This is a genomic window from Pseudomonas mohnii, assembly GCF_900105115.1.
Classification (GTDB): domain Bacteria; phylum Pseudomonadota; class Gammaproteobacteria; order Pseudomonadales; family Pseudomonadaceae; genus Aquipseudomonas; species Aquipseudomonas mohnii.
Window position 1 is genome coordinate 4494932 of the sequence record NZ_FNRV01000001.1, and the last position, 25483, is coordinate 4520414.

Sequence of the window (25483 nt, forward strand, 5' to 3'; positions counted from 1 at the left end):
CGGCCTTGTTGGCCCGTGATGTTCACGCGGCTTCATCGGTTTACAGGTCGCGACATGAAAGGCACCCTCGGCACGTCCCCTCGTTTTACCGTTGATGCTCCGTGCGGTGCTGCTGGCCAGGCTGATTACCGCATTGGCGCAGTACTGAATCGATGATCACTCGTCCACCCGAACCCCGCGAAATCCAACGCGATGGCCTGCACGGCGATCGTGCACATTTTCTTCAGGTATTCCTCTCGCAACGTTCGCAAATGGAAGCGCTGGTCAGTCGTCGCGTCGGCTGCCGGGCGACGGCGGCGGACCTGGTTCAGGACTTGTTCCTGCGTTTCTGGCGACGGCCGCTGGTGCAGGTCGAAGAGCTCGGCACCTACCTGTTGCGTTGCGCGGGAAACATCGCCATCGATCATTTGCGCAGTGAAGGCACACGGGTGCGGGCCAGCGAAGGTCTGATGGTCGAACCGGCGGATGGCGTGGGCAGCGAACCGCAAGCGGCACTGGAGGCGGGCAACGATCTGCGTCATGTCGAGGCGGCGTTGCGCGCATTGCCCGAACGCACGCGGCAGATCTTTCTGCTCAATCGTATCCATGGCCGCAAATATGCCGAGATCGCCAAGGCCATGGGACTGTCCCAAAGTGCCGTGGAAAAACACATGATGCGCGCGCTCGAGGCCTGCAAGGCCAGCCTGCGGGAACCCGAACCTCGCACGCCAGGGAAAGCGAAGTGAATACCATTGAACCCGTCATCCCGACGCCAGCACAGGAACAGGCGGCATTGGCCTGGCTGAGTCTGCTGCACGACCAGCCCAGCAGCGGTGATCAGGCGACGTTCAGCCAGTGGTTGCAGGCCGACCCGGCCCATGCCGAGGCCTATGCCCGTGCTCAGGTTGTCTGGGAATTGAGCGAAGTGCCGGCGCGGACGATGGCGGATGAGGATGCATCGGCCCTGCAAGGTTATCTCGACGCCATGAACCGCTCGCGCCGCCGCAGCGTTGTGCGTTGGTCCGGGGCGTTGGCCATGGCGGCATGCCTGCTGTTGATGATCAGCCTCGGTACGGGTTGGCAGCTCTCGCGCTGGGTCGATGACCTGGGGGCCGATTATGTGTCGGCACCGGGGGAAATCCGCACCGTCACCCTGGCCGATCAGTCGCAAGTCACCCTCGATACCGACAGCGCCATCGCCGTGGATTTCAGTCGTGGCGAGCGGCATGTGCAGGTGCGACGAGGGGCCGGTTTTTTCAACGTGACCCACACCGGCGAGCCGTTTGTGGTGGAGGCCGAAAAGGGCCGCGCCCAAGTGTTGGGCACGCAGTTCGAGGTGCGCCTGCAACCCCATGGGGCGAAGGTCACGGTGTTGTCCGGGCGGGTTGGCGTGACGGCGGACAGGAGCGCCGGGCAGCAGGTCCTGACGGCCGGTCAGCAAGTGGCATATGGCAAAGGCCTGGCGGAAAAACTCCACGCGGTGGACAGCGAAGCGCAGTTGGCGTGGCGCCAGGGGTGGCTCAATTACTACAAAGCGACACTGGCCGATGTGGTCCAGGACCTGGAGCGCTATTACCCGGGACGGATTGTGTTGCTCAACGATGAACTGGCGAAACGTCGGGTCAGTGGCAGCTTCCCGAGCAAGGACCCGCAGTCGGTGCTGAGTTCGTTGCAGGCAGTACTGGGGTTTGAGCAACACCAGCTTCTGGGGCATTTGATTATTTTGCGTTGACCCTTATGGCAGCCATCGCTGGTCTGCCAATCACCCTCGATTAAATTATTTTCAACTTTGTGCTGAGGTAAATCCGAACGCCATTCGTGTAGTGACTGAAACTGCGATTCATTCGCATCCATTGCGGTTCTACACAGGTCACGAGTCATGAAGTCCAGGGCAAAATCGGGTTCGGTCAAACAATGGCTGGGTGTTGCTGCGTTGAGCTTTTCGGCGTTGGCGTTGTTGCCGCTGAGTGTAGCAATGGCTGCAGACACCCGTGCCCCGCAACGCGCGCCCTTCAGTTTTTCGATGGCCGCCAAACCGCTGCCCCAGGCCCTGAGCGACTTCAGCCGCGTCACTGGCATCAGTGTGATCTACACCGATGAAGCGCCCTACGGCCTCAACGCGCCGGCCATCAACGGCCAGATGAGTGCCGAACAGGCGCTGCAGCGTTTACTCAGCGGTTCAGGCTTCACCTTCCGTCGCACCGACGATCACACCATCGCACTGGAACCGCAGCCCACCGAAGGCGCCTTGAACCTCGGGGCGACCACCATCACTTCGGTGATGGATCAATCCACCAGCTACCAGCCGCCGCCCACCAGTTCGATCATGCGCAGTTCGGCGCCGATTCAGGAGATCCCGCAGACCATCAACGTGGTGGCGGCCCAGGTCATTCGCGATCAGGCACCGCGTAATCTGGATGACGCGCTGGCCAACGTCAGCGGTATTACCCAGGGCAATACGCTGGGCAGCACTCAGGATTCAGTCATGACCCGCGGCTTCGGCGACAACCGCAACGGCTCGATCATGCGCGACGGCATGCCCCTGGTGCAGGGCCGAGGCATGAACGCCACGGTGGACCGGGTTGAAGTGCTCAAGGGGCCGGCTTCGTTGCTCTACGGGATTCAGGACCCGGGCGGTGTGGTGAACATGGTCAGCAAAAAGCCAGAACTTGAGCAGTACAACGCCCTGACCCTGCGCGGCTCGACTTACGGTGAAGGAAAAAACGGCAGTGGCGGCAGCTTCGACAGCACCGGCGCCCTGGGCACCTCCGGGCTGGCCTATCGCATGGTGCTGGACCACGAAGACGAAGATTACTGGCGCAACTACGGTGTACATCGCGAGACTCTGGTGGCGCCGTCGCTGGCCTGGTTCGGCGAGCGCACCAAGCTGCTCTTCGCCTATGAGCATCGCGAATTCCTCACCCCGTTCGACCGTGGCACCGTGATCGATCCGCGCACTAACCACCCCTTGGACATCTCTCGCAATGAGCGCCTCGACGAGCCGTTCAACGACATGGAAGGGCGTTCGGATCTCTATCACTTCGAGGCCGATCACGAACTCAACGACAACTGGAACGCCCACTTAGGCTACAGCTGGAACCGCGAAACCTACGACGCCAGCCAAGTCCGTGTCACCGCCATCGACACCGGCAAAGGCACCCTGACCCGCAGCATGGACGGCACGCAGAATGCGATCAGCACCGACCGGTTCGCCACGGCCAGCCTTGAAGGCAAGGTCAATGTCGCGGGCATGCAGCATGACTTGGTGTTCGGGATCGATGACGAGTACCGCAAGATCTACCGCGCCGACCTGATCCGCCAGAAAAGCCTGAGCACGTTCAGCTACCTCAACCCGGTCTACGGCCGTGAAGTCCAGGGCACCACAGTCAGCCCGGCGGACAGCGCCCAGACCGATTTGCTGCGCAGCGATTCGGTGTTTGTGCAGGACTCGATTCACCTCACCGACCAGTGGATTTTTGTAGCGGGCGGGCGTTTTCAGGCGTACGACCAGTACGCCGGCAAAGGCGTGCCGTTCAAGGCCAACACCGACAACAACGGCCAGAAATGGGTGCCGCGCGCCGGCCTCGTCTATCGCTACACCGATGAGCTGTCGTTCTACGGCAGCTACACCGAATCCTTCAAACCCAACTCGACCATCGCCCCCCTGAGCGGCAGCAGTACCGTGCTCGATGGCAGCATTGCACCGGAACAAGCCAAGTCCTGGGAGATCGGTGCCAAGCTTGATATGCCGGGGCGGGTCACGGGCAACATCGCCCTGTTCGATATCAAGAAACGCAACGTGTTGGTGGCCAACTCCGAAGGACCGGTCACGATCTACAGTGCGGCCGGCGAAGTGCGTTCCCGCGGCCTTGAACTGGATCTAAGCGGTCAACTGAGTGACCGCTGGAGCCTGATCGGCAGTTACGCCTACACCGATGCCGAAGTGACCGAGGACCCGGACTACAAGGGCAATCAACTGCAAAACGTGGCCAGGAACAGCGGTTCGCTGTCGGCGGTGTACGACTTCGGCAATGTCATCGGTGGCGATCAACTGCGGGTCGGCGCGGGGGCGCGTTATGTCGGGGAGCGGGAGGGCAACGCGGTGAATGATTTCGAGCTGCCGGGCTACACCGTTGCCGACGCATTCGCCACCTACGACACGCAGCTTGATGGGCAAAAGGTCAAGTTCCAGCTCAACGTGAAGAACCTGTTTGACCGCACTTACTACACCTCGGCGGCGAGCCGGTTCTTTGTGTCGATGGGTGATTCGCGGCAGGTGACGTTGTCGAGTACGTTGGAGTTCTAACGCAAGGCCGCGTCATCGTTGATCGCGAGCAGGCGCGCTCCCACAATTGGAATGCATTCCCCTGTGGGAGCGAGCCTGCTCGCGATGGCGGTCTGACAGCGGCTTGATATCCCGAACCTAGCGCAAAAACGCCTGCCGATATTCGCCCGGCGTCCCCCCCGAGACCTGGCGAAACCGGTTGGTGAAGTGACTGGCACTGGCAAATCCGCAGGCCAGCGCGATGTCCCCCAGCGGCTGCGATGTCGAGCGCAACAACTCCCGCGCCCGGCCCAGTCGCCGTGCCAGCACGTACTGATGCGGCGGCAGGCCGAAGCTTTCGCGGAACATCCGCGCAAAGTGGTATTCCGACAGCGCGCACAGCGCTGCCAGTTGTCCCAGGCTGATGGCTTCGCCCAACTGGCTGTCGATGTATTCCACCAACTGTCGCCGCTGATGCGCCGCCAACCCGCCCTTGAGTCGTAATCCGTCGCGCAGGCCGACCTGACTGAGCAAGGCATGGCTGAGCATTTCGTGGGCCAGGCTGCTGGTGAGCAGGCGTTCGCCGGGTTCATCCCAATTGAGGCCGATCATCTGCCTAAAGCGCCGCGCTTGCAGCGGGTCGTCGAGGAACGTGCCTTCGCGCAACTGCACTTCACGGGGCTCGCGGTCCAGCAGCGTGACGCAGCCGAGGGCGAATTGTTCCGGGCTGAAATAGAGGTGGGCCAGACGAATGTCGCCGTTGATCACCCAGCCTGACTGATGATCGGCCGGCAGGATGCACAGCTTGTCCGGTCCACCCTTGGTGCCGGGCTGATCGCGGCGAAAAGTGCCGGTGCCGCCCGCGATGTAGCAGGACAAAGTGTGGTGGCTCGGCGCTTCGTAATCCTGGGCGTCGTGATGGTTGCTCCACAAGGCTGCCGCCATGCCGTCACCGAGCTCGGCGCTGTGCTCGAGGCGAGCATTGGGCGAGCGGTTGAGGGCTTGAAAGACTTGCAGGGTTTCCAGTGCGGGCATGATCAGTTCTCTCCAACGCCTTGCATCCTACTCCGTAGGCGTGCGCCTGCCAGCCAGTGGCGCGACAAAAGCGCAAGTTTATGCAAGTGCGCCATGGTGCGACGCAGGACACTGGGCACCTATCGAGGAGCCTTTGTCATGAACCTTTCGTTGTATTTGTTGACCGTGCTGATCTGGGGCACCACCTGGATTGCCTTGAAATGGCAGTTGGGTGTCGTGGCGATTCCCGTGTCGATCGTTTATCGCTTCGGCCTCGCCGCACTGGTGCTGTTTGTAATGTTGCTGCTCAGTCGGCGGTTACAGGTGATGAACCGTCGTGGGCATTTGATTTGCCTGGCGCAAGGGCTGTGCCTGTTCTGCGTCAACTTCATGTGCTTCCTGACGGCCAGCCAGTGGATTCCGAGCGGTCTGGTCGCCGTGGTGTTTTCCACCGCGACACTGTGGAACGCCCTCAATGCACGGGTGTTCTTCGGCCAGAAAATTGCCCGCAACGTGCTGATGGGCGGCGCGCTGGGCTTGTGCGGCCTGGGCCTGCTGTTCTGGCCGGGACTGGTCGGCCATACCGCCAGCCCGCAAACCCTGCTCGGCCTGGGTCTGGCGCTGTGCGGCACCCTGTGTTTCTCGGCGGGCAACATGCTGTCGAGCCTGCAACAGAAGGCCGGGCTCAAGCCGCTGACCACCAACGCCTGGGGCATGGCCTATGGCGCGGCGATGCTGTCGGTGTGGTGCCTGGTCAAGGGCATTCCATTCGATGTGGAGTGGAGCGCCCGCTACATCGGTTCGCTGTTGTACCTGGTCATTCCGGGTTCGGTGATTGGTTTCACGGCTTACTTGACACTGGTCGGGCGTATGGGGCCGGAGCGCGCCGCGTATTGCACCGTGTTGTTCCCGGTGGTGGCGCTGAACGTGTCTGCGTTCGCCGAGGGGTATCAATGGACCTTGCCGGCCCTGATGGGGCTGGTGCTGGTGATGCTGGGCAACGTACTGGTGTTCCGCAAGCCCAAGGCGCCGATGGTTCAAGGCAATGGCAAGCTGGCTTGAAGCCTTGTCAGGGTCGAGTGTGTTTTCAACGCTCGATCCTGATCGCCACGTACAGCAGCGATGGCAACATGAAGTCGACAATATGCTGGGCCCAGTCTTTGTAGTTCCAGTGTTGCGATTGGTCCATATTGAACCACTCGGCACCAATGACTTGGAAACAGAGGTAATAAAGAAAGAGTGCAATCAATAAGCCGATAATGGCGAACTTCTTCGCTTCGTGGAATTTCTTGCTGCTGGAGTTGATGTTCTTGTACAGATAGTACGTGCCCATGATGCAGAAGGTCGTGTACATGACTTCAAGGGTAATGATCAGCCAGTAAATCCGATGCTGGAGAATGGGCGAGGCAATCGCTCGTTCGCTGTACCTGAAACTCGCATGGGTGGTGTCCATGCTCAGGATATGCGACAGGTACTCATAGTTGGTGGCGTAATCGGTAATGTTGCTGTACATCACCAGCAAGCCGAAGAAACTGACGAATAACATCAGTGTGGCTTTACTGAATTTTATAACCTGGTTGGTCGTGATTTGGCTCAAGGTGTATGTGCTCCATAACTAAAATATCGGGTGTTTTTTAGTCTGGAGTTTATACGGCGGATTATTTAATTGGCCGTGAACTGAATTGCAGGATATGTATCGGTAAGTTGAATCTCCGGGCATTAGTGTGAACGGGCAGGCGACTGTAACGCCTGCCCGTTTTTAATCAGCCTTTCCAGACTTGCGGGTTGACCAGATCTTGCGGTCGCTCACCCAACAAGGCGCTGCGCAGGTTGGCCACGGCACGATTGGCCATGGCTTCGCGGGTTTCGTGGGTCGCCGAGCCAATGTGCGGAAGCGTCACGGCGTTTTTCAGCTGAAACAGTGGCGACTCGGCCAGCGGCTCCTTTTCGTACACGTCCAGCCCGGCGCCGCGAATCCGGTTGTTCTGCAAGGCTTCGATCAGTGCCGGTTCGTCGACCACCGGGCCGCGAGCGATGTTCACCAGAATCGCGCTCGGCTTCATCAGCGCCAGTTCGCGATGGCTGATCAGGTGTTTGGTTTTCTCGCTGAGTGGTACCACCAGGCAGACGAAATCGGCTTCGGCCAACAGTTCATCCAGGCTGCGCATCTGTGCGCCGAGCTCTTGTTCCAGCGCGGTCTTGCGGCTGTTACCGCTGTAGAGGATCGGCATGTTGAAACCGAAGCGCCCACGGCGAGCGATGGCCGCGCCGATGTTGCCCATGCCGACGATACCCAGGGTCTTGCCATGCACGTCGCAACCGAACAACGCCGTGCCGACGCTCGCCTGCCATTGGCCGGCCTTGGTCCAGGCGTCGAGTTCCGCCACGCGCCGGGCACTGCTCATCAGCAGGGCGAACGCCAGATCAGCGGTGCTTTCCGTGAGCACGTCCGGGGTGTTGGTGAGCATGATCCCGCGCTCACTGAGGTACGCGACATCATAGTTGTCGTAGCCCACCGACACGCTGGACACCACCTCCAGTTTCGCGGCGTTCTCCAGTTGGGCGCGACCGAGTTTGCGGCCGACGCCGATCAGGCCATGGGCATGGGGCAGGGCTTCATTGAACTGGGCGTTGATGTCGCCATTTTTCGGATTCGGCACGATGACGTCGAAGTCTTGTTGCAGGCGTTCGACCATTTCAGGCGTGACGCGGCTGAAGGCGAGGACGGTCTTTTTCATGGGGCGGGGCTCGTCAAGGCGGAGGAGAATGCTTAGCAAGCTACAAGTATCAAGTGGCAAGCTGCAAGCCTAAAAGCCGTACCCATCGCTTTTTAACTTGAGGCTCACCGCTTGAAGCTTGTAGCTGCCGTTCCGCTATACTGCCGCCTTTCGTGGCTCGCTGACCGGGCCCGACACTTTACGCATCACCCGGAGCTTTCATGACTTCCCCGAAACAACCGCCGGTCGCCGACACCTTGAGCGACGAGCAGGCAGAGCTGCCAGACAGCGTCGACTCCAGCGCCGACAGCGAAACCAAAGCCGCCATCCCGGCGTTCAAGTTCCCGTTCAAGCCAGGAGAATTGGCCGGCGCCAAGAACGCCAGCCAGCCGTGGTACAAGAACGGCGCCAAGAACGGCCACACCAAGACGCCGGGCATGGCGCCGCCAGGGACCCGGCGTTCGATGGGCAAGCGCTAGGTTCCAGGCTTTGCGGTGTCAGGCCGGCCTTTGCTCCCGCAATTGGAATGCATTCCCCTGTGGGAGCGAGCTTGCTTGCAATGACGCCCTCACAGGCGACACATTTTTTAGACTCAAGCCACCCGCAACGAAATAAACGAGTAGTTCGCCGGCGCCTGCGTTGCCACTTGCCCACCGGCATCCGTGACCTGCCTGGCGATATCTTCACCGGACACATGGAACAGCCATTCGCTGTCCCACTGCGGCAACGTCTGCCCGGCCAAGTCGTCGAGGATCGAGGCAAACTCGTTCATGTCCGGCAGATAAGCGGTAAATCCATCCCCCTTCAGCGCCGTCGTGCGAATCCCCAATAGCGCGCAAATCGCATCCTTCATCTGAATATCATCGCGATCCGCCTGGCGGGAACGCTCAATCAGTACCCGGAGCTCGCGGTCCACCAACTCACCGCCAACGATCAGGTCCGGCCCTTTTTCCCATGACTCGGACGGGCACTCCTTGATGGCCGGGTTGAGTGCGATGTGCGGATTGATTTCCATCGGATAAATGCGGCACACCAATGGCCGGCGCTCGTAGATGCGGCAGAGGTTGTCCTCGTCAAGATTCCGGCAGGGGCCGACGTTGTAGGCAGCAAAGGTGATGGCGACGTACGCCGCGGATTCGCCGCTGTGAACCACTGCCGAGCGGCGCTCAGCGTGGTCGCGTTGCTGCGCCGGCAGGCCCAGGCCGTTGCCCAGGAACGCCTCCACCAGCACGATCACCTGCCCGCCATCGGCCGCCCACATCCGGGCTTCGGGCAGGGTCAGGGGCACATGGTGATCGTTGCAGCATTTGCCACAGCCTACGCAGGAAAACGTCGTATTCATTGAGCGCTCAGTCGCGTCGAGGGAAGAGGCGACAGGATGTCACCGTGAAGTCTGCTGCCGAAGCAAGTTATGCGCCATTCACTGTGCCTTGACGGCGGGGTAAATCGAGTCCCATTCGGTGACATACGCGGTTTTGCTTTTTTTGTTGTAGAGACACAGCTCGGTGCCTTGCGCGCCTTTCATGTGTTTTTGCGGGTACTGACCTTGCAGCAGGAGCGCGGTGTAGCCGACGCGGTCGTCGAACTGGGCGGCATTGCCCACGGGGTTGGCATTCTTCAAGCCACTGGCCTTGGTGCAGCTGGCCAGGACGGTTTTGTCGTAAGCGGCCCACGCGACGGGACTGGAAGCCTGGACCTGGGTGGCGAGGGCGGTGAGGCAGAGTAAGGTCAGGGTGGCGGCTTTCATGGTCCGGAAATCCTTTTGGAGGGCGAAGGACCGGATTATGCCTGAAGGAGGGTGTTCGTCAGGCTGGAACCGGTTCCCGGCGAACCACATACATCCCGACGCTTTCATACAACCGCTGCGCGCGCAGGTTGTCTTCCAGCACCTTCAAGTCCACAAAACCTTCGCGGCGTTGCTGGAATACCTTGAACGCGTGCAGCAGCAAAGCGCGGCCCAGACCTCGCCGTTGAGCCCGTGGATGCACCACCAGGTCTTTGATGTAGGCGCTGGTCCAGCACTGGCACACGGCAACCACACCTTCGGCATCCAGGGCAATGAAACACAGGTCGGGATCGTATTCGGGGTCGGTTTCAAATTGCCGTTGCCAGCACTCCAGCGCCGGTACGCACCCACCGCCCTCGCGGTAACCCAGTGTCATTAACTGATGGGCGGTGTCGGCAAGTTCAGGGCGGTAGCGGGTCAATTGAAGATCGCCTGGCCAAGGGATGGCCGGCACAGCCTCGGCGAGGTTGCGCCGCATCAACAAGCAAAAGTCCTCGGCCAAGACTCAATGACCCTGTTCAGCCACAGCCTTGGCTGCCGTGATCAGGCACTGGGTCAGTTCGGGCGAGGAGAACTTGGTCAGCACCGCGTTGGCACCGGCCTGACGAGCCTTTTCACTGTTCATCGCGCTGTCCAGCGAGGTATGCAGCAGCACATAGAGGTGCGCAAAATCCGGCGTTTCGCGCAGGGTTCGGGTGAAGGCGTAGCCGTCCATTTCGGACATTTCGATGTCCGAGACAATCAGATTGATCTGCTGGGCGGTGCCTTGTAAATCCAGCAGGCAGTCGATGGCTTCCTTGGCGCTGCGCGCCGTATGGCATTGCAGGCCAAGATTGCGCAACGTGTGCACTGATTGCTGCAGGGCCACCTGACTGTCATCGACCACCAGAATCCGTGCGTTGCCCAACAGCTCGGCGTCTTCCATGCTCAGTTCGGTCGGTGCCGTTTCGATCTGCGCCGGGGCGATGCCGTGGATGACTTTTTCGATGTCCAGTACCTGCACCAGGGTGCCATCGACCGAGGTCACGCCGGTGATGTACGAGCGCACCCCGCCGGAGCCGAAGGGCGGCGGACGGATATCGGTGGTCAGGCAGTGAACGATCTTGCTCACCGCCTGGACGTGCAGGCCCTGCTTGGAGCGGCTGACGTCGGTGACGATCAGGCAGCCGCCATTCGGGTCTTCCAGCGGACGTTCGCCGATGGCGCGGCTCAGGTCGATCACTGACAGCGACGCACCACGCAGCGTGGCAATGCCTTTGACGTGGGGGTGCGACTCCGGCAGCTTGGTCAGCGGCGGGCAGGGGATGATTTCACTGACTTTGAGCAGGTTGATTGCCATCAACTTGCCGCTGCGCAAGGTAAACAGCAGAAGCGACAGTGAATCTGCACGGGCTTTGATGGAAGACATATGTACCTTCTTGGGAAAAAGGTGATGGGCTATCGCGAGGATCGCCAATAACTTCGATGCCGGGTTATCGACTTGTTGGGGGCAGGCTTTAGGGCCAATACCCATCCATTGGTTTTAGCACGACTCCTGTGGCGAGGGGGCTTGCCCCGTTGGGTCGCGAAGCGGCCCCAGCTTTTTACCCGCCAATCCGAATCGTCAGGATTTACGACCGCTTTGCGGCCGAACGGGGCAAGCTCTCTCGCCACAGGTGTGTGATTCGGGCACAAGTTCGGCGTCACTTCATGCCGAGCCTCTTGGCCATCCGCCCAAGATTCGCCCGATCCAGGCCCAGCTCACGCGCCGCACTCGCCCAGTTGTTGTGATGCCGCTCCAGGCACGCGCCGATCAACTGGCGCTGATAGTTTTCAGTGGCTTCGCGCAAATCCCCCGTGAGCAAAGCCATGGCGGCGGGGGCCGGTTGCTCGGAGGGTGCTTGCGCATTGGCATTGGGCAGGTCCAGGTCCGCCGCGCTCAAGCTGAGAATCTTTGGCCGTTCCTTGCAGTTACCCAAGGCTTTCAGGGCGCTGCGGCCGATCAAGTGTTCCAGCTCCCGCACATTGCCCGGCCAGTCGTAAGCCAGCAGGGCAGCCTGGGCATCGGTGCTCAGGCGCAGGCTGTTGAGTCCCATGCGCGAGCGGTTTTGCTCCAGGAAGTAGCCGCTGAGCAGCAGCACATCCCGCCCGCGATCACGCAGTGCCGGTACTAATAGTGGGTAAACGCTGAGGCGGTGATAGAAGTCGGCGCGATAACGGCCGCTGCGCACTTCTTCGGCCAGGTCGCGGTTGGTCGCCGCGATCAGCCGCACGTCGACCTGATGCTCGGTATCCGAACCCAGTCGCTGCAATTGACCGCTTTGCAGCACTCGCAGCAATTTGGCCTGTACGGTCAGGGACAGCTCGCCGACTTCATCGAGAAACAACGTGCCGCCATTGGCCAGTTCAAACTTGCCGCGCCGATCATTCATCGCCCCGGTAAAGGCGCCGCGCACGTGGCCAAACAGTTCACTCTCCACCAGTGTGTCCGGCAGTGCGGCGCAATTGAGGCTGATGATCGGTTTGTCGGCCCGGGTCGAAGCGGCGTGAATGGCCTGGGCTACCAGTTCCTTGCCGACCCCGGTTTCTCCGGTGATCAGCACGGTCAGGTCGCTGCCGCCCACCAGGTTGATTTCTTCCACCAGGCGCTTGTGCGCCTTGCTCTGGCCGATCATTTCACGGCTCTGCTGACCGCTGGCCTGACGGTACACCTCGGCGCGCTGGTGTTCGTCCTCGACGCGATTGTTCAGGCGCTCGATGCGTTCGGCGGCATTGACCGTAGCGGCGGCGAGGCTGGCGAAGGCTTCCAGCGAATCGAGTTCGATCGGTTGAAACTGTTCCGGATCGAGGGCGTCGAGGGTCAGCAGCCCCCACGGACGCTCATCGATAAACAGCGGACAGCCCATGCAGTCATGGACTTCCAGATGATCATCCAGCCCCTCGACCAGGCCGTCATATGGGTCGGGCAGGTCGCTGTCGGCGGCGAAGCGGGTCGGCCCGGAACTGCTGAGCAAGGCTTCGAAGCGCGGGTGTTCACTGACTTTGAAGCGGCGGCCGAGGGTGTCGGTACTCAAGCCATCGACGGCCAGCGGCACCAGCCATTCGCCGTCGAGGCGCAGCAGGGCGGCCGCATCGCAAGGGAGCAGGGCGCGCATGGCTTCCAGCAAGCGCCGATAGCGCTCGCCTTCGGGCAGTTCGCGGGACAGGTCCGAGACCAGTGGCAGCAGGGCGGTTAGCAGGGATTTTGCAGTCATAGTGACTCCATGTAGTCAGTGTGACTATAAGGCAAGCTGTGTCGATATGACTATCTTGTCTATAAGTTATTGATTTTTAACAATATAAATATTGGCATGGAAACTGATAAGTACAGGGCAAACGTTGAGAAAACCTCGTTGCCCTGGAGTCACTTTATGCTTAGCGCCCAAGACCGTGCCATCGTCAAATCCACCGTACCGTTGCTGGAAAGCGGCGGCGAAGCCTTGATCACCCACTTCTACCGCATGATGCTCTCCGAGTATCCGCAAGTGCGCCCGCTGTTCAACCAGGCTCACCAGGCCAGCGGTGACCAGCCGCGCGCCCTGGCTAATGGCGTACTGATGTATGCGCGCCATATCGACCAACTCGACCAGTTGGGCGACCTGGTGGCCAAGATCATCAACAAGCACGTGGCCCTGCAAATTCTGCCGGAGCACTACCCGATTGTCGGTACCTGCCTGTTGCGCGCAATCGCCGAAGTCCTGGGCGAAGAAATCGCGACGCCGGAAGTGATCGCGGCTTGGGGCGCGGCTTACGGTCAACTCGCGGACATCCTGATCGGTGCCGAAACCAGCATCTACGATCAGAAGGAGCAGGCACCGGGCGGCTGGCGCGGGGCGCGGGAATTCATCGTGGCGGCCAAAGTCGAAGAAAGCGCGGAAATCACCTCGTTCTACTTCGAACCTGCAGATAAAGGCCCGATTCTGGCAGCAGAGCCAGGCCAGTACATCGGCATGAAACTGATCCTCGATGGCGAAGAGATTCGTCGTAACTATTCACTGTCGGCCCTGGCGAACAAAGGCCAGTACCGCATCAGCGTCAAGCGGGAAACCGGCGGTCGTGCCTCCAACCATCTGCACGATCAATTGCACGTCGGGTCGAGCATCCAGTTGTTCCCGCCATCGGGCGAGTTCACCCTGACCGCCAGCGAAAAACCCCTGGTGCTGATCAGCGGCGGCGTCGGCATCACCCCGACCCTGGCGATGCTCGAAGCGGCGCTGGAAACCGAACGGCCAGTGCACTTCATCCACTGCGCCCGCAATGGCAGCGTTCACGCCTTCCGCGACTGGATCGACGGTCTGGCGGAGCGTCACCCGCAACTCAAGCGCTTCTATTGCTACGACGAAGATGACGGCGTCAGCGCGGCGGCACACAAGGTCGGGTTGTTGAGCCAGGAGCAACTGGGCGAATGGCTGCCGGCAGAGCGCGATGTGGACGCTTACTTCCTGGGCCCTAAAGGCTTCATGGTGGCCATCAAACGGCACCTCAAGGCCCTGGGCGTGCCGGAGAAACAAAGCCGTTATGAGTTCTTCGGGCCGGCTGCGGCGCTGGAGTAAGTCCCAGGCGCGGTGATCCAGCCTCACCGCGTCGCGTTCATCGCGGGCAAGCCGCGCTCCCACACGTTTGATGTCGTTCGCGCTTCTTGGGATCGACAGGAACCCTGTGGGAGCGCGGCTTGCCCGCGATGGCTGCACCTCGGTCCCGAATGGAAAAAAGACCGAAAGTTAATCCCTTCTTAACCCGCTTATCGTCTATTCCCCCGACATCCCCCGACACGCACCAGGCGTGTAGACTGGCGGGCAATCGATACCTTGAAGGGAAACGCGATGAGCGAGGAAACAATGCGGTTGGGCCGTGAGCGGCGCTTTCTGGTGTTGCTGGGCATTATCTGCCTGGCGTTGATCGGCGGCGCGCTGTACATGCAAATCGTACTGGGCGAGGCCCCTTGCCCGCTGTGCATCCTGCAACGTTATGCCTTGCTGTTGATCGCGCTGTTCGCCTTCATCGGCGCCGCGATGCGTACCCGTCGCAGCATCACGCTATTTGAAACCCTGGTGGTGATCTGCGCGCTGGCAGGCGTCGGGGTGGCCGGGCATCACGTCTACACGCAGTTTTATCCGGCGGTGAGTTGCGGCATCGATGTGCTGCAACCGATCGTGGACGGTTTGCCGTTGGCGAAGATCTTCCCGCTGGGTTTCCAGGTGGATGGCTTCTGCTCTACGCCATACCCGCCGATCCTCGGGTTGTCCCTGGCGCAATGGGCGCTGGTGGCCTTCGTGCTGGTCGTCGTGCTGGTGCCGCTGCTCACGCTGCGAAACCGCAAAGCCCTGCGCTGAGGAACCTGAAAAAGCCCCGGTCCTCGATGAGAGGACCGGGGCTTTTTTTGTCTTGAGGAATGCGTTTCAGCGGCTCGGTGAAAAGAGCGTGATGCGTGGCAATGAAGGGTGTGACACGTGTGCGACATGTTGTCACATCAGGGGTGTCGCAGCGGCGCCCGGGACGGCGGATTGGTACGCCGTTACGCAAGGAAATTGGCCTGCTTTTCGGGGTGGCCATTTTGCCCGGATCCGGCTGGAGCAGGCAGTTTTAACAGGCTCTGGCAATTTGCCAGAGCCCTTGTCATATCGGGGTTTGGGGCAGGTCGGTGGCGCCTGGAGCTGCCCGGATACTGTCTGAATCGCGGGTGGTAGGCCTACAATTTTTGGTGTTTTTGTTGAGAATTAATTTCGATAAAATGCGCCACTTTTACGAAAACCGGTCAGTATTGTTGCCGGTTTGGATAAAAATTATTTCGGGATGAGACATGGTTTATAAAACGCTACATATCTACAATCGCCCGCACTGAATTCCCGACTCCGCTCGCCCTGACTCAGGAGCATGAGCAGAAACCGGGTGTCGAGAGGCCGGGTGGCTTCATGCGACCCCCTGGTGTCGGTGCCTCCAATTATCCGCACCAAATGGAATTGGTCTGTAACAAGGCCTTTGACCACGAATTCGAATAAGAACTCAACGCTAGCCCAGGATTTGTCGAAACGCGTCTGACGCACGACGGGCCAGCCCTTATTCAATCCAAGAAAAATGCCAACCCTTGGCAGGGTGAAGTGTTGGCGATCAAAACCCAACTGCATTGCGCAAGCAGCTTTAGAGGTCGTGAGATGAGTAAAAACAGGTACCCCAGATTACTAGGCCTAGTGCCGCTGCTCGGCACGTTGTTGCTGGGAGGCTGCAACATGACCTTGCTCAATCCCACGGGCCAGGTTGGCCTGGAGCAGCGAAACCTGATCATCACCGCAACGCTGCTGATGCTGTTGGTCGTGGTCCCGGTCATCGTGATGACGTTCCTGTTCGCCTGGAAATATCGCGCGTCCAACACTAACGCCACTTACACGCCGAAATGGAACCACTCCACCAAGATCGAGATCGCGGTGTGGACTGTTCCGATTCTGATCATCCTTGCCCTGGGTTACATCACCTACAAGACGACCCACGAGCTGGATCCATACCGTCCGATTCAATCCGACGTGAAGCCGGTGACCATCGAAGTGGTCGCGCTGGACTGGAAGTGGCTGTTCATCTACCCGGAACAAGGCATTGCCACGGTCAACAAGATCGTGTTCCCGGCGCACACGCCAGTTAACTTCCGGATCACCTCCGACGCTGTGATGAACTCGTTCTTCATCCCGGGCCTGGGCGGCCAGATCTACGCGATGGCGGGCATGCAGACCAAGCTGCACCTGATCGCCGACCGCAACGCTGAAATGGAAGGCATCTCGGCCAACTACAGCGGTGCCGGTTTCACCGGTATGAAATTCAAGGCAATCGCCACGACACAGGAAGATTTCGACGCCTGGGTCAGCGAAGTCAAGAAGGCACCTAAACAGCTTGAACAAGCTGAATACGCTGCCCTTTCCAAGCCAAGCCAGAACAACCCAGTCGAGCTCTACTCCTCGGTCACGCCGAACCTGTTCCAGACCATCGTCGACAAGTACGAAGGCATGAAACCAGGTCCGAAACTGAACCACGAGAAGAAAGAGAAAGAAGTCGCCGCTACGGACATGAACTCGCATTCAGCTGCCGGGGCAGAGGAGTAAACGATGTTTGGTAAATTAAGTTGGGAAGCGGTCCCGTTCCACGAGCCGATCGTGATGGTGACCATCGCCATGATTGCGCTGGGTGGTCTGGCACTGTTCGCTGCAATCACCTACTTCAAGAAGTGGACCTACCTGTGGACCGAGTGGCTGACGTCGGTCGACCACAAGAAAATCGGCGTGATGTACATCATCGTCGCCATGGTCATGCTGCTGCGTGGCTTTGCCGACGCCATCATGATGCGTACCCAGTTGGCCATGGCCACCGAGGGTTCGCCTGGCTACCTGCCACCTGAACACTATGACCAGATCTTCACCGCTCACGGTGTGATCATGATCATCTTCATGGCGATGCCATTCTTCACCGGCCTGATGAACCTTGCAGTGCCGCTGCAGATCGGCGCGCGTGACGTTGCCTTCCCGTTCCTGAACTCCCTGAGCTTCTGGCTGCTGGTGTCCGGCGTTGTGCTGATCAACCTGTCCCTGGGCGTCGGCGAATTCGCCAAGACCGGTTGGGTTGCCTATCCGCCGCTGTCGGGCCTGCAATACAGCCCTGGCGTGGGGATGGATTACTACATCTGGGCGCTACAGCTATCGGGCCTGGGTACGACGCTGACGGGGGTCAACTTCCTGGCCACCGTGCTGAAAATGCGTACCCCTGGCATGAAACTGATGGACATGCCGATCTTCACCTGGACCTGCACCTGGGCCAACGTCCTGATCGTGGCTTCGTTCCCGATCCTGACCGCTACCCTGGCACTGCTGACGCTTGACCGTTACATGGATTTCCACATTTTCACCAATGAACTTGGTGGCAATCCGATGATGTACGTCAACCTGTTCTGGGCCTGGGGTCACCCTGAGGTGTACATCCTGATCCTGCCGGCATTCGGCATTTTCTCGGAAGTCATCTCCGCCTTCACCGGCAAGAAACTGTTCGGCCACCACTCGATGATCTACGCCTCGGGCGCGATCTCGGTACTGGGCTTCATGGTTTGGCTGCACCACTTCTTCACCATGGGCTCCGGGGCCAGCGTCAACGCCTTCTTCGGTCTGGCGACGATGCTGATTTCCATCCCGACGGGTGTGAAACTGTTCAACTGGCTGTTCACCATCTACCAGGGCCGTCTGCGCTTCACCAGCCAGGTGCTGTGGACCCTGGGCTTCATGGTGACCTTCGCCATCGGCGGCATGACCGGTGTACTGCTGGCCATCCCGGGTGCTGACTTCGTTCTGCACAACAGCCTGTTCGTGATCGCGCACTTCCACAACGTGATCATCGGTGGTGCGGTATTCGGTTACATCGCTGGTTTCGGCTTCTACTTCCCGAAAGCGTTCGGCTTCAAGCTGCACGAAGGTTGGGGCAAGGCAGCGTTCTGGTTCTGGATCAGCGGCTTCTTCGTCGCGTTCATGCCGCTCTACGCGCTGGGCTTCATGGGCATGACCCGTCGTCTGAACGCCACCACCAACCCTGAGTGGGTGCCGTACCTGTACGTCGCCATGTTCGGTGCGGTGATGATCGCGTTCGGTATCGCCTGCCAACTGATCCAGCTGTACGTCAGTGTGCGTGACCGCAACAAGCCAGAGAACAAGTGCGAGCACGGTGACCCGTGGAATGGCCACACTCTGGAATGGTCGACCTCCTCGCCACCTCCGTTCTACAACTTCGCTGTGCTGCCTAAGGCTGACTGCATCGACCCGTTCACCGAAGCCAAGGAAAACGGTACCGCGTACAAGGCTCCGGCCAAGTACGAACCGATCCACATGCCAAACAACACCGCCACCGGTGTGGTCATGGGCGCTCTGTTGACCGTGTTCGGCTTCGCCATGATCTGGCACATCTGGTGGCTGGCCATCGCCAGCTTCGCTGGCACCGTGATCTACTTCGCGATCCACGCGGCCCGTGATGATCAAGGCTATATGGTGCCGGTCGACGTGATCGAGCGCATCGAAGCCGAGCAGCACAAGCGTCTGGTAGCGGCAGGGAAAATCCCGGCCACGGCCACCCGTGTTGAAACCTCGTTGGAACAGGCTTAAACCATGTCGAATTTAGTGACCAATGTTGGACACGCCCATGGTGACCATGGGCACGATGACCACCACCACGACTCGGGCGAGATGACCGTATACGGTTTCTGGCTCTACCTGATGACCGACTGCATTCTGTTTGCGTCGATCTTCGCGGTGTACGCGGTTCTGGTAAATAACGTAGCCGGTGGCCCGTCGGGCCACGACATCTTCGAACTGCCTTACGTACTGGGCGAAACCGCTCTGCTGCTGTTCAGTTCGATCACCTACGGCTTCGCCATGCTGGCGTTCTTCCGTGGCAACAAGAAGCAGGTCCTGGGCTGGCTGGCCATGACCTTCCTGTTCGGTGCCGGCTTCATCGGCATGGAGATCAACGAGTTCCACATGTTGATCTCCGAGGGCTACGGCCCTAGCCGTTCCGGTTTCCTGTCCGGGTTCTTCACCCTGGTCGGCACCCACGGTCTGCACGTGACCAGCGGTCTGATCTGGATGGCGATCATGATGTACCAGGTCAACAAGCACGGCCTGACGGCGACCAACAAGACTCGCCTGAGCTGCCTGAGCCTGTTCTGGCACTTCCTGGACGTGGTGTGGATCTGCGTATTCACAGTTGTTTATCTGATGGGGACTATGTAAATGGCTAACGCAGCTCATTCTCACAATGGTCACGACGACGCCGGTCACGGCAGCGTCAAGTCCTACGTCATTGGCTTCGTCCTGTCGGTGATCCTGACCGCGATTCCATTCGGCCTGGTGATGTACCCGTCGCTGCCGAAGTCGATCACCCTGTGGATCGTACTGGCGTTCGCGATCATCCAGGTGCTGGTGCACCTGGTGTACTTCCTGCACCTGGACCGTTCGGCCGCGCAGCGTAACAACGTGATTGCGTTTGTTTTCGCCGCGATCGTGATCGTCCTGCTGGTTGGCCTGTCGCTGTGGATCATGTTCAGCATCCACACGTTCATGATGGCGAAGTGAGGTAAGTCCGGATGTCCTTTAAGCACTTTATCCAAATCACCAAACCGGGGATCATTTTCGGTAACGTGCTTTCTGTGGCAGGCGGATTTTTCCTGGCCTCCAAAGGGCATGTCGATCTGGCCATTTTCCTGGCCGCCATGATCGGCACGTCCCTGGTGGTCGCCTCCGGTTGCGTGTTCAACAACTGCATCGACCGCGACATCGACCTGAAGATGGAACGCACCAAGAACCGGGTGCTGGTCCAGGGCTTGATCTCCCTGAAACTGGCGCTGGTCTACGCGACCGTCCTGGGCGTCGCCGGCGTTGCGCTGTTGTACAAGGTGGCCAACCCGTTGGCCGCGCTGTTTGCGGTGATCGGTTTCGTCATCTACGTCGGCTTCTACAGCCTGTACCTCAAGCGCAAGTCGGTTCACGGCACGCTCGTGGGCAGCCTGTCGGGCGCCATGCCGCCGGTGATCGGTTACGTCGCTGTGAGCAACACCTTCGACATGGCCGCGCTGACCCTGCTGGTGATGTTCAGCCTGTGGCAGATGCCGCATTCCTACGCCATCGCGATCTTCCGCTTCAACGATTACCTGGCCGCCTCCATCCCGGTGCTGCCTGTGAAGCGCGGAATCGAAGTGGCCAAGAAGCACATCCTGATCTACATCCTGGCCTTCCTCGTGGCGACCTTGATGTTGACCTTCAGCGGTTACGCCGGCATGAGCTACCTCGCCGTCGCCGCGGCCATGGGCATGTACTGGCTGTACATGGCCTGGACCGGCTACAAGGCAGTGGATGACACGGTCTGGGCACGCAAGCTGTTCGTGTTCTCGATCTTCACCATTACCGCGTTGAGCGTGATGATGTCCCTGGACTTCAAAGTGCCGACCGAGCTGTTGCTGACGTACGCACCGTAAGGTTTAGATGCTGGATTGAAAAGCCCCGCCTTCGAGAGAAGAGCGGGGCTTTTTGTTGGGTGCTTTTCCGGTGTCGCTATTGCGAGCAGGCTCGCTTGGATGGGGCGATTTGGCAGGCGAAAAAACTTAAGGATTTACCTGAATTTTCCCACGGAGTTTTCAGGTTGAGGGTCGGAAGTCGTCTGTCTAGCCTCGGGATGCCGTTATTACAAGCATCCCAGAGGATCTACGATGGAACTGCCAGAGGTAATCACCCCCTGCGTTAATACGGATACTGCGTTGGGGCAGGCTTTGATTTCGATGTTCAAATCCGTCGAAGCGGAATTAGAGCTTGTGAAAGCAGGACCAGGAGCCGTCAAAATTATCCTGTTCGGTGGCTGCGCTGTTCACCTGTATACCCATCATCGCGTTTCCACCGACGTGGATGCCGAGATTTATGAGGCTCATGTTCCCGAAGGTTTGCACTTGCAAACCATGCTGGCAGAGATACCCGAGCAGTTTGTTGATGAGCGATCCGGTCGATTGATGGAACTGAACTACGACCTTCAGTACAACACCAGTTTTGGCCCAATCCACGAAGACTATTGGGAGCGGAGCCTTCCGATTGCAGAGTTTACGGTCGAGTCCCCGCTCCACGTGCATATCGCAGCGCCTGTTGACATTGCCATCTCCAAGCTGGGCAGAGCGACCGATCAGGACATCGGTGATATCAAGGCACTTCTCAGGGCTGGTTTCATATTGACCCGCGAATTCCGCCGGCTGGCGTTACAGGCGATTGATGTATATGTTGGCAATAAGGAACCACCCATCTCCGTTCTTACGAATATTCTGCACGATTACCTGGAGAGCACTGATGACGAAGCCCCTTGATGGCCAAGTCCTCACATCCGCTTTGGACACGCTGGTAAAAAGACCTTTGAATCAAGCTGACGACGCCGCGCTCGTGAGTGCCGCCAAGGCTGTCTGGTATTCCAACTCAGATCTGGAGGGCGAGTTAGTCGCTTTTTTGAGTTGTCACACTGACGAGGTTGAGGTTCGGCGTGCCGGGTATCTGCTCGAGCGATTCACTCGCTTTACGTGTGTATCCGATCTCCGCGTGTCAGAAACCCTCAATGCCCTCGAACTTGTTGCACATTGGACTTGCGGACAACCCGTGACCCCAAGAACCGTCACACCACTGCGTCGACGTCGTGATGAGCTCGCTGTCTCTTGGGGATTGAGTGAGGGTCTTGGCCTGAAAGCCCAAATCCTCATGCCTTTTCAAACCCGGCATTACGAAGCTGAGCAGCGCGCGATGTTTTCCTGAGCCCAGCTTGCATCAAAGCGGCTGCATCGCTCGTCCTGTAATGACGACGTTTAGCGGCTTAAAAGCCCCCCATTCAAAAGAATCGCGGGGCTTTTTCATTTATGCGCGGTTGTTGCACGGTGCATCGAGCACCTTCACCACGTCATCGATGATGGCCTTGCTCATGTCCTGCAAGAAGTGCGAGGCCCAGGCGTGTCGGTCGGAGTCGCGGACCATGGTGGCGTCTGAGGCGAGGAGTTTGGCGAGGTGGAGCAGGTCGGAGGCGTGGGTCAGGGCAGAAATGACCGGGACACCGGCGTTGATGCGGAACAAGGGGGCGTTGGCGTGGTAGGAGAAGGGTGTGAGGCCGATGGTTTTGAGGTCTTGTGGAATGGTCATTGGGCTTCACCTCCTGCTGGTTGGGAGGTGTTGGGTGCAAAAGCATAAATTTGGAACGGATAGCTGGCATGCATAAGGAAAACACCGAATGTGCCCATATCGAATTCGAGTTCTCAGGCCCGGTCGCTGAATTGGCAGCGACGGGCAAAGCTAGTCACTCAGGATGAGGTCGGCAATCGTGGCGATCTGCTGGCCGGGGATCTCATTGCACAGCGAAACCCCTGTGGGAGCGGGCTTGCCCGCGATGGCGGTGTGTCTGGCGACATTGATGCTGGATGTGACGGCCTCTTCGCGGGCAAGCCCGCTCCCACAGGATCGAAGACAGTCAGTTATTTTTGCGGCCTGTCCAGCAACCGGAAAAACCGCTCCCGCACCTGCACGTGATCACTGTGCGCCACGTTGAATCGCAGAAACTGATTGGCATCCTGCGATTTGCTGAGCAAGGTTCCCGGTGCCAGTACCAGGTCGATTTCCAGACCCTTTCTGGCCAGGCATTCGGCTTTGAATCCTTCTGGCAATCGGGTCCAGATGTACAACCCTTCCCCTGGTAGCGATGACACCGAACACCCGGCTTCGCCCAGCCACGCCGCCACCCGGCTGTTCGACTCATAGAGCCGGTCCACCGTGCGGCGCATGTGTTTGGCGTAGCTGCCGTCGCTGAGCATGGTGCAGATAATCTGCTCGGCCATTTCCGAGGTCATGCCACCGCAGGCCATTTTCAACGTCACCATCCGCGCCGCCAGTTGCGGTGACAGCACGGCGAAGCTGACGCGGCTATTGGCGGTCAGGGTTTTGGAAAACCCGGAGACGTAAGAGACATTGTCCAGCCCGCTCGCGGCCAGGCGCGGCGTTCGACGTTGCTGCATGTCGCAGTACAAATCGTCTTCGAGGATGTGGAAGTTGTAGCGATGGCTCAGCTCCACCAAGCGGTAAACCTGCGCCGAGGTGAACGAGTGCCCGGTCGGGTTGTGCAGGGCATTGTTGGTCATGTAGAGCACGGGACGATGGGTGATCAGCAATTGCTCGAACGCGTCCAGGTCCATGCCGTCGCACCCGCGGCGGATGGTGATGACCTTGGCGCCATGCCAGGCCAGATTGGTGTGCATCGTGAAGTAACACGGGTCGTCGAGCAGCACCGTGTCGCCGGGTTTGACCAGCAGGCGCATCAGCATGTCGATGGCTTGTACGGTGTTGGCGGTGGTGATGATCTGCTGCACCGGCGCGTCGATGCCCAAGGTCGACATCTTGACCCGCAAGGCCTGGCGCAGAGGCAGGTAACCGCTGGCGTTGCCGTATTCGCCCATGCGCAAGGTGGTCGCGCGAAGCGTTCCGCGCACGGCTTTGAGCAATTCTTCGGCAGGCAACCACGAGGACGGCAGAAAACCGGCCCCTGGGCGCAGCGCACCATTGTCCAGCAGCACGGCGCGGCGGACGACGCTGAGGGTGTCTTGCGGGAGCAGGTCTGGCCCGGCGTTGGCTGGCAGCGTAGTGCTGGAGCGGTGCACGTAATGCCCCGAACCCTGGCGGGAAACCACCAGGCCCTTGGCCCGCAAGCGGTCCAGGGCGTCGACCACCGTGGACTTGCCCACGTGCATCAAGTCGGAGAGTTCGCGAATCGGCGGCAGCCTTGAGCCGTGGGGGAGGCCGCCCTGGCTGATCGCCACCGTGAGTTGATCGACGATCTGCTGGACCAGCGGCACACCTGGCTGGAACTCGATAGCGGCGATCACTGCTCGCTGAGCCTGCATTTTACTGGTCTCTCCGGCAGTAAAGTTCGTTTGATTCTATACGAACTTGCTCTGATCAAGACAGGCATCTCTTTTTACTATCACTTTGGAAAGTTTTCGGATTATCGACCTGCTGCCAGTCGTTTCGTGGCCAGGTTCATGAGGTGCCGCATGAGTTTAGAAACAACCGCCGTCGTGGCGAAACCCGTGATCAACCTGCGGTTGTTCACCATTCGAATCATCACGGCCGTGGCGTTGTTCGCGGTGTTGGGCAAGGCCAACGTCTGGCTCGATACCGCCACCAACAGCATTCTGGCCCTGGGGTATCGGGCCTTGTTGTTGCTGCTGCCGTTGACGTTGCTGGTCCTCGGTCGCCGTTCCCTGAGTGTCACGCTGCTGTGCGCTGCCGCCGGCCTGGTGCTGTTGGCCGTCACCCACAACCAGGGCGTTGTCATGTTTGCCGCGGCGCTGTTTGCCTACGGCATCGCGATTGCCGGTTACCTGATCAAGAGCGAAGCAGCACAGACCAAGGAAGGCGCGGCCTACAACCGCGTTGCCATGAACATGGGCAGCCTGCTGGCCGGTCTGATCCTGCTGTCGCCGCTGTTGACCCCGGGCATGTTTTTCCTCGGCGCCGCCAGTTTCGTCCTGTTGTGCCTGCCCATCGCCATGGGCGCGACTTTCACCACCGAAGCTGCAGTGGCGCGCCCGGCCAGCAAGGACGGCAGCGGTTGGGCCAACAAACTGCCCTGGGTCATCGCCGGCGTCATCATGGGCATCAAGCTGTTTGGCGTGTTCTCGATCCTGCCGCAAGCGATCCTGCTCAAGACCGGCGAACTGCCGGCCTGGTACGGCCTGATGTTGATCCTCAACAGCGCCGTGGTGGTCTTCGCGCAAGTGCCGGTCATGAAGCTGATCGAGCGTACCGGGCGCTTCAAGGTGCTGACAGTGATCGCCATCATCGTCGGCGGTTTTGCGGTGCTGTCTTCACCGGCGGCGTTCCACGTCGAAACCCTGGTCGGCGCGCTGGTCTGGGTGGCACTGCTGTCCATCGCCGAGTGCGCGTTCAGTCACCTCGATTACTTCTCGGTCAAGCAGAACAACATGTTCGTCAAGGAAGTGTCCCTGGGCGTCGGCGCCGGGTTGACCGTGTTGATCATGCGGGTCATGCCGCCGCCCTATAACGCGCTGGTGCTGGCGGCCATCGGCGCTGGCGGGATTCTGGTCTGGTATTGGCTCAACCGTAAATCGATCGCGTCGCTGCACGACTGAGTCATCGCCGTTTCGGTTTTCATTTTGCAAGT

Annotated in this window: 25 protein-coding genes; 15 read left to right on the top strand and 10 right to left on the bottom strand. The window is 59.6% G+C overall.

The genetic code is table 11. The features are described from left to right. The first annotated feature begins 152 nt into the window (after positions 1-152). The 3 genes from BLV61_RS20895 (at position 153) to BLV61_RS20905 (ending at position 4285) form a co-directional block, all read left to right on the top strand. Positions 153-725, top strand: coding sequence for an RNA polymerase sigma factor (locus BLV61_RS20895; protein WP_090467215.1), 573 nt, complete (start codon positions 153-155; stop codon positions 723-725). Beyond that, complete coding sequence (locus BLV61_RS20900; RefSeq protein ID WP_090467216.1) at positions 722-1711, top strand: FecR family protein; 990 nt, start codon at positions 722-724, stop codon at positions 1709-1711. The genes BLV61_RS20895 and BLV61_RS20900 overlap by 4 nt, the downstream gene beginning before the upstream one ends. Positions 1712-1858: 147 nt before the next feature. Then, positions 1859-4285, top strand: a complete 2427-nt coding sequence (locus BLV61_RS20905) for a TonB-dependent siderophore receptor (protein WP_090467218.1) — start codon at positions 1859-1861, stop codon at positions 4283-4285. 117 nt (positions 4286-4402) lie between these two features. Here BLV61_RS20905 and BLV61_RS20910 read toward each other — a convergent pair whose 3' ends face one another. Further along, positions 4403-5278: an AraC family transcriptional regulator gene (locus tag BLV61_RS20910; RefSeq protein WP_090467220.1), complete on the bottom strand. Its 876-nt coding sequence runs from the start codon at positions 5276-5278 to the stop codon at positions 4403-4405. Positions 5279-5416: 138 nt separating this feature from the next. Here BLV61_RS20910 and BLV61_RS20915 point away from each other — a divergent pair, with 138 nt between their 5' ends. Further along, positions 5417-6319: a DMT family transporter gene (locus tag BLV61_RS20915; protein WP_090467222.1), complete on the top strand. Its 903-nt coding sequence runs from the start codon at positions 5417-5419 to the stop codon at positions 6317-6319. Positions 6320-6344: 25 nt separating this feature from the next. On the opposite strand, the gene BLV61_RS20920 is transcribed toward BLV61_RS20915, so the two are convergent. Together BLV61_RS20920 and BLV61_RS20925 are read right to left on the bottom strand one after the other, a co-directional pair. Continuing rightward, a complete protein-coding gene (locus BLV61_RS20920) occupies positions 6345-6854 on the bottom strand; it encodes a DUF2165 domain-containing protein (protein WP_047537897.1) in 510 nt (169 codons plus the stop codon). A 166-nt stretch (positions 6855-7020) separates the two neighbouring features. Further along, complete coding sequence (locus tag BLV61_RS20925; RefSeq protein ID WP_090467225.1) at positions 7021-7995, bottom strand: 2-hydroxyacid dehydrogenase; 975 nt, start codon at positions 7993-7995, stop codon at positions 7021-7023. Positions 7996-8195: 200 nt separating this feature from the next. Between BLV61_RS20925 and BLV61_RS20930 the strand changes: the two genes are divergently transcribed. Continuing rightward, the gene (locus BLV61_RS20930) at positions 8196-8453 is read left to right on the top strand and encodes a hypothetical protein (RefSeq protein WP_047537903.1); all 258 of its coding nucleotides are present in this window, start codon (positions 8196-8198) and stop codon (positions 8451-8453) included. 113 nt (positions 8454-8566) lie between these two features. Here BLV61_RS20930 and BLV61_RS20935 read toward each other — a convergent pair whose 3' ends face one another. The 5 genes from BLV61_RS20935 to norR all read right to left on the bottom strand — a co-directional run bounded on the left by BLV61_RS20935 (position 8567) and on the right by norR (position 12993). Continuing rightward, positions 8567-9316, bottom strand: coding sequence for a YkgJ family cysteine cluster protein (locus BLV61_RS20935; RefSeq protein ID WP_047537906.1), 750 nt, complete (start codon positions 9314-9316; stop codon positions 8567-8569). 78 nt (positions 9317-9394) lie between these two features. Then, a complete protein-coding gene (locus BLV61_RS20940) occupies positions 9395-9721 on the bottom strand; it encodes a hypothetical protein (protein ID WP_090467227.1) in 327 nt (108 codons plus the stop codon). 58 nt (positions 9722-9779) lie between these two features. After that, complete coding sequence (locus tag BLV61_RS20945; protein ID WP_090467229.1) at positions 9780-10238, bottom strand: GNAT family N-acetyltransferase; 459 nt, start codon at positions 10236-10238, stop codon at positions 9780-9782. Between the two features lie 27 nt (positions 10239-10265). After that, entirely contained in the window at positions 10266-11168 is a 903-nt protein-coding gene (locus BLV61_RS20950; protein ID WP_047537916.1) for a chemotaxis protein CheV, read from the bottom strand. A gap of 274 nt (positions 11169-11442) precedes the next feature. Then, entirely contained in the window at positions 11443-12993 is a 1551-nt protein-coding gene (norR, locus tag BLV61_RS20955; protein WP_047537919.1) for a nitric oxide reductase transcriptional regulator NorR, read from the bottom strand. A gap of 156 nt (positions 12994-13149) precedes the next feature. Between norR and hmpA the strand changes: the two genes are divergently transcribed. The 9 genes from hmpA (at position 13150) to BLV61_RS21005 (ending at position 22074) form a co-directional block, all read left to right on the top strand. Further along, on the top strand, positions 13150-14331 hold the full coding sequence (hmpA, locus tag BLV61_RS20960) for an NO-inducible flavohemoprotein (RefSeq protein WP_047537922.1): 1182 nt from the start codon (positions 13150-13152) through the stop codon (positions 14329-14331). 270 nt (positions 14332-14601) lie between these two features. Further along, positions 14602-15111, top strand: a complete 510-nt coding sequence (locus BLV61_RS20965) for a disulfide bond formation protein B (RefSeq protein ID WP_090467231.1) — start codon at positions 14602-14604, stop codon at positions 15109-15111. An 819-nt stretch (positions 15112-15930) separates the two neighbouring features. Continuing rightward, a complete protein-coding gene (cyoA, locus tag BLV61_RS20975) occupies positions 15931-16866 on the top strand; it encodes a ubiquinol oxidase subunit II (protein ID WP_090467233.1) in 936 nt (311 codons plus the stop codon). A gap of 3 nt (positions 16867-16869) precedes the next feature. Continuing rightward, entirely contained in the window at positions 16870-18900 is a 2031-nt protein-coding gene (gene cyoB, locus BLV61_RS20980) for a cytochrome o ubiquinol oxidase subunit I (protein WP_047537932.1), read from the top strand. 3 nt (positions 18901-18903) lie between these two features. Then, on the top strand, positions 18904-19527 hold the full coding sequence (locus BLV61_RS20985; protein ID WP_047537935.1) for a cytochrome o ubiquinol oxidase subunit III: 624 nt from the start codon (positions 18904-18906) through the stop codon (positions 19525-19527). Next, positions 19528-19869: a cytochrome o ubiquinol oxidase subunit IV gene (gene cyoD / locus BLV61_RS20990; protein ID WP_047537937.1), complete on the top strand. Its 342-nt coding sequence runs from the start codon at positions 19528-19530 to the stop codon at positions 19867-19869. Between the two features lie 11 nt (positions 19870-19880). Beyond that, a complete protein-coding gene (cyoE, locus tag BLV61_RS20995; protein WP_047537940.1) occupies positions 19881-20768 on the top strand; it encodes a heme o synthase in 888 nt (295 codons plus the stop codon). A gap of 231 nt (positions 20769-20999) precedes the next feature. Continuing rightward, positions 21000-21638, top strand: coding sequence for a DUF6036 family nucleotidyltransferase (locus BLV61_RS21000; protein WP_208604213.1), 639 nt, complete (start codon positions 21000-21002; stop codon positions 21636-21638). Beyond that, on the top strand, positions 21622-22074 hold the full coding sequence (locus BLV61_RS21005) for a hypothetical protein (RefSeq protein ID WP_090467235.1): 453 nt from the start codon (positions 21622-21624) through the stop codon (positions 22072-22074). Before BLV61_RS21000 ends, BLV61_RS21005 begins: the two co-directional genes overlap by 17 nt. A gap of 99 nt (positions 22075-22173) precedes the next feature. On the opposite strand, the gene BLV61_RS21010 is transcribed toward BLV61_RS21005, so the two are convergent. Together BLV61_RS21010 and BLV61_RS21015 are read right to left on the bottom strand one after the other, a co-directional pair. Further along, positions 22174-22452, bottom strand: a complete 279-nt coding sequence (locus tag BLV61_RS21010) for a DUF3077 domain-containing protein (protein WP_047537945.1) — start codon at positions 22450-22452, stop codon at positions 22174-22176. A gap of 329 nt (positions 22453-22781) precedes the next feature. Continuing rightward, a complete protein-coding gene (locus BLV61_RS21015; protein ID WP_090467237.1) occupies positions 22782-24200 on the bottom strand; it encodes an aminotransferase-like domain-containing protein in 1419 nt (472 codons plus the stop codon). 150 nt (positions 24201-24350) lie between these two features. On the opposite strand from BLV61_RS21015, the gene BLV61_RS21020 reads away from it, so the two are divergent. Further along, positions 24351-25451, top strand: a complete 1101-nt coding sequence (locus BLV61_RS21020) for an MFS transporter (RefSeq protein WP_047537951.1) — start codon at positions 24351-24353, stop codon at positions 25449-25451. The last annotated feature ends 32 nt before the right edge of the window (positions 25452-25483 follow it).

Excerpts from the sequence above, each read along its gene's own strand:
- BLV61_RS20895 (WP_090467215.1), top strand. The coding sequence starts at position 153 with ATGATCACTCGTCCACCCGAACCCCGCGAAATCCAACGCGATGGCCTG.
- BLV61_RS20905 (WP_090467218.1), top strand. The coding sequence starts at position 1,859 with ATGAAGTCCAGGGCAAAATCGGGTTCGGTCAAACAATGGCTGGGTGTT.
- BLV61_RS20910 (WP_090467220.1), bottom strand. The coding sequence starts at position 5,278 with ATGCCCGCACTGGAAACCCTGCAAGTCTTTCAAGCCCTCAACCGCTCG.
- BLV61_RS20915 (WP_090467222.1), top strand. The coding sequence starts at position 5,417 with ATGAACCTTTCGTTGTATTTGTTGACCGTGCTGATCTGGGGCACCACC.
- BLV61_RS20925 (WP_090467225.1), bottom strand. The coding sequence starts at position 7,995 with ATGAAAAAGACCGTCCTCGCCTTCAGCCGCGTCACGCCTGAAATGGTC.
- BLV61_RS20930 (WP_047537903.1), top strand. The coding sequence starts at position 8,196 with ATGACTTCCCCGAAACAACCGCCGGTCGCCGACACCTTGAGCGACGAG.
- BLV61_RS20935 (WP_047537906.1), bottom strand. The coding sequence starts at position 9,316 with ATGAATACGACGTTTTCCTGCGTAGGCTGTGGCAAATGCTGCAACGAT.
- BLV61_RS20940 (WP_090467227.1), bottom strand. The coding sequence starts at position 9,721 with ATGAAAGCCGCCACCCTGACCTTACTCTGCCTCACCGCCCTCGCCACC.
- BLV61_RS20945 (WP_090467229.1), bottom strand. The coding sequence starts at position 10,238 with ATGCGGCGCAACCTCGCCGAGGCTGTGCCGGCCATCCCTTGGCCAGGC.
- BLV61_RS20950 (WP_047537916.1), bottom strand. The coding sequence starts at position 11,168 with ATGTCTTCCATCAAAGCCCGTGCAGATTCACTGTCGCTTCTGCTGTTT.
- norR (WP_047537919.1), bottom strand. The coding sequence starts at position 12,993 with ATGACTGCAAAATCCCTGCTAACCGCCCTGCTGCCACTGGTCTCGGAC.
- hmpA (WP_047537922.1), top strand. The coding sequence starts at position 13,150 with ATGCTTAGCGCCCAAGACCGTGCCATCGTCAAATCCACCGTACCGTTG.
- BLV61_RS20965 (WP_090467231.1), top strand. The coding sequence starts at position 14,602 with ATGAGCGAGGAAACAATGCGGTTGGGCCGTGAGCGGCGCTTTCTGGTG.
- cyoA (WP_090467233.1), top strand. The coding sequence starts at position 15,931 with ATGAGTAAAAACAGGTACCCCAGATTACTAGGCCTAGTGCCGCTGCTC.
- cyoB (WP_047537932.1), top strand. The coding sequence starts at position 16,870 with ATGTTTGGTAAATTAAGTTGGGAAGCGGTCCCGTTCCACGAGCCGATC.
- BLV61_RS20985 (WP_047537935.1), top strand. The coding sequence starts at position 18,904 with ATGTCGAATTTAGTGACCAATGTTGGACACGCCCATGGTGACCATGGG.
- cyoD (WP_047537937.1), top strand. The coding sequence starts at position 19,528 with ATGGCTAACGCAGCTCATTCTCACAATGGTCACGACGACGCCGGTCAC.
- cyoE (WP_047537940.1), top strand. The coding sequence starts at position 19,881 with ATGTCCTTTAAGCACTTTATCCAAATCACCAAACCGGGGATCATTTTC.
- BLV61_RS21000 (WP_208604213.1), top strand. The coding sequence starts at position 21,000 with ATGGAACTGCCAGAGGTAATCACCCCCTGCGTTAATACGGATACTGCG.
- BLV61_RS21005 (WP_090467235.1), top strand. The coding sequence starts at position 21,622 with ATGACGAAGCCCCTTGATGGCCAAGTCCTCACATCCGCTTTGGACACG.
- BLV61_RS21010 (WP_047537945.1), bottom strand. The coding sequence starts at position 22,452 with ATGACCATTCCACAAGACCTCAAAACCATCGGCCTCACACCCTTCTCC.
- BLV61_RS21015 (WP_090467237.1), bottom strand. The coding sequence starts at position 24,200 with ATGCAGGCTCAGCGAGCAGTGATCGCCGCTATCGAGTTCCAGCCAGGT.
- BLV61_RS21020 (WP_047537951.1), top strand. The coding sequence starts at position 24,351 with ATGAGTTTAGAAACAACCGCCGTCGTGGCGAAACCCGTGATCAACCTG.